Raw genomic sequence first — 7,651 nt, 5'->3', positions numbered from 1 at the left:
CGACCCTCGCTTGTTCACAAGTCTATCGACTTGCTCTCCGACTCGGGTCTTCGACCCTCGCTTGTTCACAAGTCTATCGACTTGCTCTCCGACTCGGGTCTTCGACCCTCGCTTGTTCACAAGTCTATCGACTTGCTCTCCGACTCGGGTCTTCGACCCTCGCTTGTTCTCAAACCTTCGGTTTGCTCTCCGACTCGGGTCTTCGACCCTCGCTTGTTCTCAAACCTTCGGTTTGCTCTCCGACTCGGGTCTTCGACCCTCGCTTGTTCACAAGTCTATCGACTTGCTCTCCGCTTCGGGCTTCAAGCCCTCGCTTGTTCACAAGTCTATCGACTTGCTCTCCGACTCGGGTCTTCGACCCTCGCTTGCTTGCGTAAGGGTAAGCGGATGCTGCACCCCTGATTCGTCTATGTGTAGGAGATAGTGGGCGATAAAAGACGGAGGGTGTACAAGAAGGCTTCGCCCCTTCGGGGAGTCGCAGTCGCAAATCAGAGATTTGCTTGGCTAAGGGCGAGCCTATCGGCTCACCCCGCCACCGCGCGGTCAGGGGTTTATATTGCGTTAAATCATAGATTGATTATATGTTCGGAGATACCCGGACAGGAGGTCAGATATGATGAATGATATTCCCAAAACACTTCTGGAACAACCAAAGCCGCTATTTTTCAAAATAAATGTATATTCAGGCAGACTCTATACAAATGGGAAAGAAAATCGGAAAAACCAGCTTGAGCTGATGAAGGAAGGTGAGATAATAGAATCAGTGCTCCGACATTCCTGGAGCCTGCTCGATGAAGTGACCTATCTGAAAGCGTTGGTCAGGGTTCTTGAGGGAGATCTCGCAAAAACAGAGAAGAGACCGGCAGGTTTTCTTTCGAAGCTTGGGGTGGATGTATGAGCGGAAAGGGTCTCGCCCCTGCCGAGGAGCTATCTGAGTTTCTGCTGTATAATACGGACGGGGGGAATACGCGTGTTCAGGTTCGACTGTATGAGGGGTCGGTGTGGCTATCTCAGCGTTTGATTGCTGATTTGTATGATAGGTCGCCAAAGACGGTGAGTGAACATATCGCGAATATTTTCGAGGAGGGTGAGCTTGAGCCGGAGAGAGTCACCCGGGTTTTTGATGTGGAGCAGGATGAGGGCGGTCGGTCGGTCGTCCGTTCGATCGTCTGCTATAATCTGGAGATGATTTTGGCGGTAGGATATCGTGCGAGGTCTGCCCGCGGGACGCAGTTTAGGAAGTGGGCAACGAAGCTTTTGCAGGAGTATGTGGTGAAAGGGTTTGTTCTTGATGATGAGCGTTTAAAGGAGCCCGCAGGGTTTGGTCAGGATTATTTCGATGAGCTGCTTGAGCGGATTCGTGCGATTCGTGCGTCAGAGAAGCGGTTGTATCTGAAGGTTCGGGATATTTACGCGCTGAGTGTGGATTATGATAAGAATCATCCTGCTGCGAAGAAGTTTTTTGCAGCGGTGCAGAATAAGATCCATTTTGCGGTTCACGGTCATACGGCGGCGGAGATCATGGTTTTGCGGGCGAATGCCGATCTGCCGCATATGGGGCTTTCGACATGGAAGGAGAGTCCAAACGGGAAGATTCGTCTGGCTGATGTTTTGACGGCGAAGAATTATCTTTCGAGTGAGGAGATTACGACGATGAATTCACTGGTGAATCAGTTTCTGGAGTATGCGGAGCAGCAGGCACGTTCCAGAAAGGTTATGACGATGCATGACTGGGAGGTGAAGCTGGAGGCGATTCTTCGGCTGAATGATATGAGTATTCTTACGAGTGCCGGGAAGGTTTCGATGGAGCGGGCGAAGAGTAAGGCTTCCCGGGAGTTCGAGGTGTTTGAGGCACGGGAGCTGGAGCGGGAAACTGCGCAGGATGAAGATGAGTTGGAAGATGTGCTAAAAAAGCTAGTATATATCCCTAAATCTGATTCCAGCAAAGATAGTGAGTGTAATGAAAATAGATAATCTTTTAAATGAAATCCCAACTGTCCGGTTTAACCGGATAGTTCGAAGTCAGATATTTGGCATGGATGCGGGATTTTTGGCCGGGCGGGAATACCGCGAAAATTTCGTTTGAATCAGTAAAATGGAGAGTATCACATCAGTTTGTTGACGTCAACAATATGATGCCCGCGGACAAAATGCCCGAGTCGGAGAGCAAAGCGAAGCATAATGATTCGCGGCGGAATTCTCATGCGTCCGCACGTATGCCGTACACGAAACCAAAGTACATCCAAAGAATCCCGCTTAAACAAATTCGATCCGGTTCGCCGGGAAGGGGGGTTCGCAAATCAAAGATTTGCTCTCCGACTCGGGTCTTCGACCCTCGCTTGTTCACAAGTCTATCGACTTGATCGCAAACATTCTGTTTGCTCAGCTAAGATCGCCGGCTGCGCCGTCGATCCGCCTCCGCTGAGGCCGCCCCTTCGGGTCAGCCCGCTCGCAAACCTTCGGTTTGCTCTCCGACTCGGGTCTTCGACCCTCGCTTGGGCGCAATACGACAGCGGACAGATACTAAAAATAATAGATAGGGATGAGGTTTTACTCAATCAATCCCTTAGTTTTCAGATGAACGAGATATTTTTCTTTAGAGAACGTACAATCGATAAACGCCATCAAATCAGCTTTTTTATCAAATTTCATTTGATGCGTCATTTCTGAAAGGAGAGCATCTGAAAGAGCATTTCCGCCTCCATGACTGATATGCGTATGAATATACGGGCTCAACCGACCCCCGGGTGTTTCATATCGGTAATAGATGTGATGACCGCTTCGCTTCTCGCAAAATCCTTTTCGGATTGCAGCACGGGCAAAATCATCTTTTTTTACCGGCATTCAACTCTCGCCGTCCCGCTCATTCAGATAGGAGAGAACCTGATCAAAATCGATGTACTCCTGCAGCTTACTCTTTATCCGGAGTCCGTCATCGGTATGCTTACTATCGGGAAACTCGGTAAAGAAGAGAACATGCCCCTCAACGCACTCCTCCAAACACTCAATTGTCCTCTGATAGGTCGAACCATACCCGTTCAAAGCGAGTTCATCATTTTTAAGACACCACAACGCATTATCGATATCAAAGGAAAGTTGGAATTGGATAGGCTGATGTATCGTATATCGACCAAGAGAAGTAAGTTCAACCGACAATGTACCCATACCCCCATACGCAAAGACCAACTCCTCCAATGCTTGAATCGATGACGCCACAACATCTCCATACGTTTGATCCCCTTTCCGAAGAGCAACAATCCGCTGATGAACCTCGGCAGATACCATAACGGATTTTTTTTGTTCAGCATCCATCGTCTGCATGATACAAAATACTAGGGGGTGTAACATAATAGTTTTTCTCCATCAGATACGTGCGATCTCCAAGGCTGATTATTTTAGAATCCATTCGGCAGATTGGATGCTGCTAAATATCCTGCAGAAGAAATACGATTGATATCCCTCCCATTCTCCAAAGCCATAGAACATGAGTGAGTACTGCAAGGCTTTCGAAAAATATTTTGCGGAAACGTCTGAAGGAATATCCAAAATCTATGCATATATGATATTTTGGATCTGATTACGGCTCTATTCAGGTTCCCGTGCTTTTGTATAACGCGAAAGCGGGGATAATAACTCTTACTCCCATCCATTTGCCGAAATTATTTTCATGATGCACTTTTTCAGCGGCTGTATGTCATTTTGCAGAACATTCCAGACAATTTCCCAGTTAATATCAAAATAGCCATGGGTCAGCCGATCCCGCATCCCGGATACGCTCTTCCATGAGATTGCAGGGCATCGTGCTTTTTGTTCATCCGAGAGTTTTTTGCTTGCCTCTCCAATGATCTCGAGCGACTTTTGCACAAAGTGCTGAACTACTTTATCCGTGTCGAGTTTTTCAAAGGTCAGACCTTTTGTGTTCTCTTCCAGAAAGAGTATCTCATCACGAATGTGGAGCATGAACATTTTATCTGTTTTCATATCATTACCACTTCTGCGATGACTTCAGATCGTATATAGGGGCTGAGAGAGCGTTCTGCAATCAGGTCGACTTTCCGTCCGAAGAGATCTTCCAGATAAGCGCCCAGGGAAACCAGATTGGCAAGTGTCGATTCTCCCGGTCTGAAGATATAGAGTACATCAACGTCCGATTCAGGCCTGTCCTCACCCCGCGAAACTGAGCCGAAGATCCCGATCGTTTCAATTCCAAACCGTTCACGCAGTTCAGGGAGATGTGCTTCCAGTTTTGCGAGGACGTCCTCTTTGATGCTTTCGTATTCAGTCATCTCGTCGATATGTGTTAATTAGTTGTTGGATGTTATGAGTTTATTCCCTGGGTGATATTCGGCGGAGTGTCATCTCTCTAAAATAAAAGGGAGACGGGGGCTTGCGGGAAGTGAAAAATGCCCAGTTTCAGTATGGATATGGATCGTTCGATCTGTGCATTCCTTTCTTCAATCTGCACTCCCTTTTCAAATAGAACGTATGTATTGTGAGAAAGCACACCGCGTAAGTCCCATTAAAAGAATCTGCAGCCACTCATCCTAAAAGACATAATGGAGCGAATAGGTACAAAAATAGTTCATGAATTGTTCAAATTAAGCACATCAGCAGTTTTTTGCGTCATCTTCATTAAAACTGCATCTATTGTATGATAATCTGTGCTGAAGGTCATATTCTCCTGAGATATCGCTGCACAGATTCCCAAAGACGCTCTGGATAGCTGCGGCTTTGTGATACATATCACCCGCGCTGCGTGTGTATCCGCCAAACCTGCAGATCCGCCTGTATCACCGGTGCCCCGCTTTGGGACTGCATCATGTACTGTCATTTTGAGATTTTTATCCGTGATTTCATATATTCTGCGGGATGCTTTACCTCTTCGTATCATATGCTGCACCTCCTGATCTATATGTATTCATTAAGATTCAAACTCACATATATCTTTTGCCTGAACTCTGCAGGAGTTGCACGTAAAAAAATCGTAGTATCTTTCATCTTTGATCAAACACGTTTGTACATAGTTTATTATTTCCATTAAAAGCATGCCCTGCCTGAGGCAGGCAAAACCTCATTACCATCCACCGACAAAGTACCATATACCTGTATCATGTCCGAATACGCAAGCATCAAAAAGGAGGTACTCACGAAATTAGAGGCAAACCTTCCGGAGATACGCGAGCGTTTCGGCATTGAAACGATCGGGATCTTCGGCTCCGTGAGTCGGGAAGAAGACACGCCCGACTCAGATGTCGATGTATTGTATGCATTCAAAACAGGCGGGGTCCCTCTTCGGGAATTTTTCGCTTTCAAACAATATCTGGAAAATCTGTTTGGAAGAACGGTCCATTTAGTTCCCGTACGATGGCTGGCACCGTCACTTCGCCCCTACATAGAACGCGATATGATACTGTTTGAAGCAAAAAAGGCAGAGGCATGAAATCCGAGTATATCTATCTGGACCACATGCTTCAGCGCTGTGAAAAAATACGAAAAATTACCAGTTCGGTCAAAAAAGAGGCATTCTTTCTGGATGAAGACAAATTGGATCTTGTTGTCCATTCTCTGGAGATCATCGGAGAGGCAACCACCCATATTTCCAAGGAGTTCAAAAAAGAACATGATGAAATACCCTGGCAGGAGATCAAGGATTTTCGAAACGTTATGTTCCATCAGTATTTTCGCATAGATCCTGAGGTAGTTTGGACCGTCGCAAATACAGATATTGAAGATCTCTATGTATTCCTGATCAGGATCCTGAATAGAGATAAGAAGTAAGCTGCCTAAGGGCTAATAACTGTCATTTTCGCGAACATCACTGTTGAATAACCAAAAAAACGCATCCTCGCAGTATTGCTTATTATCTCATCTGTCTGGTTTTGACAGCACGATCAAGCTGCATATGCTGGTGAATACGGCTAATGAGATAGTCGGTTATGATGAAGGACTTCTGCTAAGAGCAAAAATACGCAGTATGGAATTTTATGACCTCATACCAAAAATGATATCAATATTTGGTATGATCCTGATTTTGCAAAATTCACCACAGGATTTCTGGAGGATGAAACGATTCTCTTCAGATCACAAAGACACCCCTGACGCGAAGGCTTCGCCCCACTCGTAAGACAAAGCCGGCATGCCCGTTCACCAAATCCGCATGGCAAATATTTGAGCTGCGTACAAACCGTTAGACAATCCGTACCCGTATAGATGATCTTACCGCCAGATAGCAGATTGGCCAATATTTACCGTGACATTTACGGTGACATGTATTATTGTTTTATTGTTTTTGCTCTGGCATATTGGAAACAAATAGCGACCCCGGCAAAAGAGGACATCTCCACCGCGGGCCGACTCGCAAGGCAAAGCCTTGCTCCGCTGAGGCCGCCACTACGTGGCAGCCCGCCTCAGCTGAGGGACCTAAAGGTCCCCGCCTCTAAACGGAGAACCAATCGTATCGACCATTCCATGACAGCAAAACCTATTATCTTCCCCTTCCCATTATCAGATACGATCATGCAGGCGATAGATGGCGACAAAAAACGGACACAGATGCCCGTTTACCCAAAAACAAAACAGCGCATCCTCTCTCGTAAACGTGAACATCAGACCTACGACGATGTGCTTAATATTCTCCTGGATACCGTAGAGATTGGAGACAAAGGAGAAGAGTATGGCGTTATATTTCTCCATTCAGTATTCATTGGCGAAGAGATCAAAAAGCTGAAAAAACCCTTGCCGTTAACATTGAATATTGCAGAAAACGGCTATATCCAACTGGCAAATACAGAATACTCGATCCTTGTTTCATCTCCAAACGTCAAAGAGGCTATTGAAGAAGCGCAACTACAGTTTTCTGATGGATTCGAATTATTCAACAACCCTGCTCTGAACCTCTCTCCAGCTGCAAAGGCCCGCGGCGAACGCTTTAAAGATGCCGTGTGGATGTGATCTCATGGCAGTATTGAAGGCAGAGACAGTAAAGAAAGCTATGAAGAGAAAGGGTTTCATCATGGAAGCCGGCAGGCAGAAGCATCCGCGATATTACTTTGAGGATAATGGGGAAATTGCCGCTGTAAAAACCCACATGAGTCATAATGATCAGGAACTCACTGATTTCCTTCAGGCACAGATGGCAGCTCAGCTTCACATCTCCAAAGCGGATTTCCTTGAGATGATTTCATGTAAAATTGAGCATGAGGGGATTGCAAATATCTACCGCGAAAAGGGATTGCTTTAATCCCTTAACACATAGTGAATATCCGAATCATCATGCGCATCGCATCTCCGGCCCGCGTTCGCAAACCTACGGTTTGCTCTCCGACTCGGGTCTTCGACCCTCGCTTGTTCGCAAATCAAAGATTTGATCGCAAACCTTCGGTTTGCTTAGCTGAGGTTGTCTGCTTCGCATCCAACCCGCCTCCGCTAAGGCCGCCGCTACGTGGCAACCCGCTCGCAAACCTTCGGTTTGCTCTCCGCTTCGGGCTTCCAGCCCTCGCTTGTTCGCAAGTCTGTCGACTTGCTCTCCGACTCGGGTCTTCGACCCTCGCTTGTTCTCAAACCTACGGTTTGCTCTCCGACTCGGGTCTTCGACCCTCGCTTGTTCTCAAACCTACGGTTTGCTCTCCGACTCGGGTCTTCGACCCTCGCT

General features: G+C 46.8%; 11 protein-coding genes. 6 read left to right on the top strand and 5 right to left on the bottom strand.

What is annotated here, in order from left to right; genetic code table 11:
* Positions 1–613 precede the first annotated feature (613 nt).
* Positions 614–898, top strand: coding sequence for a hypothetical protein (locus EYA77_RS01985; protein WP_167815708.1), 285 nt, complete (start codon positions 614–616; stop codon positions 896–898).
* Positions 895–1,974, top strand: coding sequence for a virulence RhuM family protein (locus EYA77_RS01980; protein WP_042699447.1), 1,080 nt, complete (start codon positions 895–897; stop codon positions 1,972–1,974). The genes EYA77_RS01985 and EYA77_RS01980 overlap by 4 nt, the downstream gene beginning before the upstream one ends.
* A 576-nt stretch (positions 1,975–2,550) precedes the next feature.
* On the opposite strand, the gene EYA77_RS01975 is transcribed toward EYA77_RS01980, so the two are convergent.
* The 5 genes from EYA77_RS01975 to EYA77_RS01955 all read right to left on the bottom strand — a co-directional run bounded on the left by EYA77_RS01975 (position 2,551) and on the right by EYA77_RS01955 (position 4,831).
* Entirely contained in the window at positions 2,551–2,844 is a 294-nt protein-coding gene (locus EYA77_RS01975; protein WP_042699441.1) for a hypothetical protein, read from the bottom strand.
* A complete protein-coding gene (locus EYA77_RS01970; RefSeq protein ID WP_167815707.1) occupies positions 2,845–3,321 on the bottom strand; it encodes a hypothetical protein in 477 nt (158 codons plus the stop codon).
* 315 nt (positions 3,322–3,636) lie between these two features.
* Positions 3,637–3,981, bottom strand: coding sequence for a DUF86 domain-containing protein (locus EYA77_RS01965; RefSeq protein ID WP_042699436.1), 345 nt, complete (start codon positions 3,979–3,981; stop codon positions 3,637–3,639).
* The gene (locus EYA77_RS01960; protein ID WP_167815706.1) at positions 3,978–4,286 is read right to left on the bottom strand and encodes a nucleotidyltransferase family protein; all 309 of its coding nucleotides are present in this window, start codon (positions 4,284–4,286) and stop codon (positions 3,978–3,980) included. The genes EYA77_RS01965 and EYA77_RS01960 overlap by 4 nt, the downstream gene beginning before the upstream one ends.
* A gap of 296 nt (positions 4,287–4,582) precedes the next feature.
* Positions 4,583–4,831 carry a hypothetical protein gene (locus EYA77_RS01955; RefSeq protein ID WP_209314984.1) on the bottom strand — a complete coding sequence of 83 codons (249 nt, stop codon included), beginning with the start codon at positions 4,829–4,831 and terminating at the stop codon, positions 4,583–4,585.
* A 279-nt stretch (positions 4,832–5,110) separates the two neighbouring features.
* Between EYA77_RS01955 and EYA77_RS01950 the strand changes: the two genes are divergently transcribed.
* From EYA77_RS01950 to EYA77_RS01935, 4 genes are all read left to right on the top strand, one after another.
* Positions 5,111–5,440, top strand: a complete 330-nt coding sequence (locus EYA77_RS01950; protein ID WP_245241111.1) for a nucleotidyltransferase family protein — start codon at positions 5,111–5,113, stop codon at positions 5,438–5,440.
* Positions 5,437–5,778 carry a DUF86 domain-containing protein gene (locus EYA77_RS01945; protein ID WP_042699425.1) on the top strand — a complete coding sequence of 114 codons (342 nt, stop codon included), beginning with the start codon at positions 5,437–5,439 and terminating at the stop codon, positions 5,776–5,778. The genes EYA77_RS01950 and EYA77_RS01945 overlap by 4 nt, the downstream gene beginning before the upstream one ends.
* Positions 5,779–6,210: 432 nt before the next feature.
* Positions 6,211–6,951 (top strand): hypothetical protein, encoded by a 741-nt coding sequence (locus EYA77_RS01940; protein WP_167815705.1) that lies wholly within the window; start codon positions 6,211–6,213, stop codon positions 6,949–6,951.
* 4 nt (positions 6,952–6,955) lie between these two features.
* Positions 6,956–7,240 carry a hypothetical protein gene (locus EYA77_RS01935; protein WP_095642326.1) on the top strand — a complete coding sequence of 95 codons (285 nt, stop codon included), beginning with the start codon at positions 6,956–6,958 and terminating at the stop codon, positions 7,238–7,240.
* Positions 7,241–7,651 lie beyond the last annotated feature (411 nt).

The sequence above is a fragment of the Methanocorpusculum sp. GPch4 genome, from assembly GCF_012062385.1.
Classification (GTDB): Archaea; Halobacteriota; Methanomicrobia; order Methanomicrobiales; family Methanocorpusculaceae; genus Methanocorpusculum; species Methanocorpusculum parvum.
Note: the sequence above shows the minus strand (reverse complement) of the source record. Positions and strands in the feature narration are given on the sequence as shown.

Excerpts from the sequence above, each read along its gene's own strand:
- EYA77_RS01985 (WP_167815708.1), top strand. The coding sequence starts at position 614 with ATGATGAATGATATTCCCAAAACACTTCTGGAACAACCAAAGCCGCTA.
- EYA77_RS01980 (WP_042699447.1), top strand. The coding sequence starts at position 895 with ATGAGCGGAAAGGGTCTCGCCCCTGCCGAGGAGCTATCTGAGTTTCTG.
- EYA77_RS01975 (WP_042699441.1), bottom strand. The coding sequence starts at position 2,844 with ATGCCGGTAAAAAAAGATGATTTTGCCCGTGCTGCAATCCGAAAAGGA.
- EYA77_RS01970 (WP_167815707.1), bottom strand. The coding sequence starts at position 3,321 with ATGCAGACGATGGATGCTGAACAAAAAAAATCCGTTATGGTATCTGCC.
- EYA77_RS01965 (WP_042699436.1), bottom strand. The coding sequence starts at position 3,981 with ATGAAAACAGATAAAATGTTCATGCTCCACATTCGTGATGAGATACTC.
- EYA77_RS01960 (WP_167815706.1), bottom strand. The coding sequence starts at position 4,286 with ATGACTGAATACGAAAGCATCAAAGAGGACGTCCTCGCAAAACTGGAA.
- EYA77_RS01955 (WP_209314984.1), bottom strand. The coding sequence starts at position 4,831 with ATGACAGTACATGATGCAGTCCCAAAGCGGGGCACCGGTGATACAGGC.
- EYA77_RS01950 (WP_245241111.1), top strand. The coding sequence starts at position 5,111 with ATGTCCGAATACGCAAGCATCAAAAAGGAGGTACTCACGAAATTAGAG.
- EYA77_RS01945 (WP_042699425.1), top strand. The coding sequence starts at position 5,437 with ATGAAATCCGAGTATATCTATCTGGACCACATGCTTCAGCGCTGTGAA.
- EYA77_RS01940 (WP_167815705.1), top strand. The coding sequence starts at position 6,211 with ATGATCTTACCGCCAGATAGCAGATTGGCCAATATTTACCGTGACATT.
- EYA77_RS01935 (WP_095642326.1), top strand. The coding sequence starts at position 6,956 with ATGGCAGTATTGAAGGCAGAGACAGTAAAGAAAGCTATGAAGAGAAAG.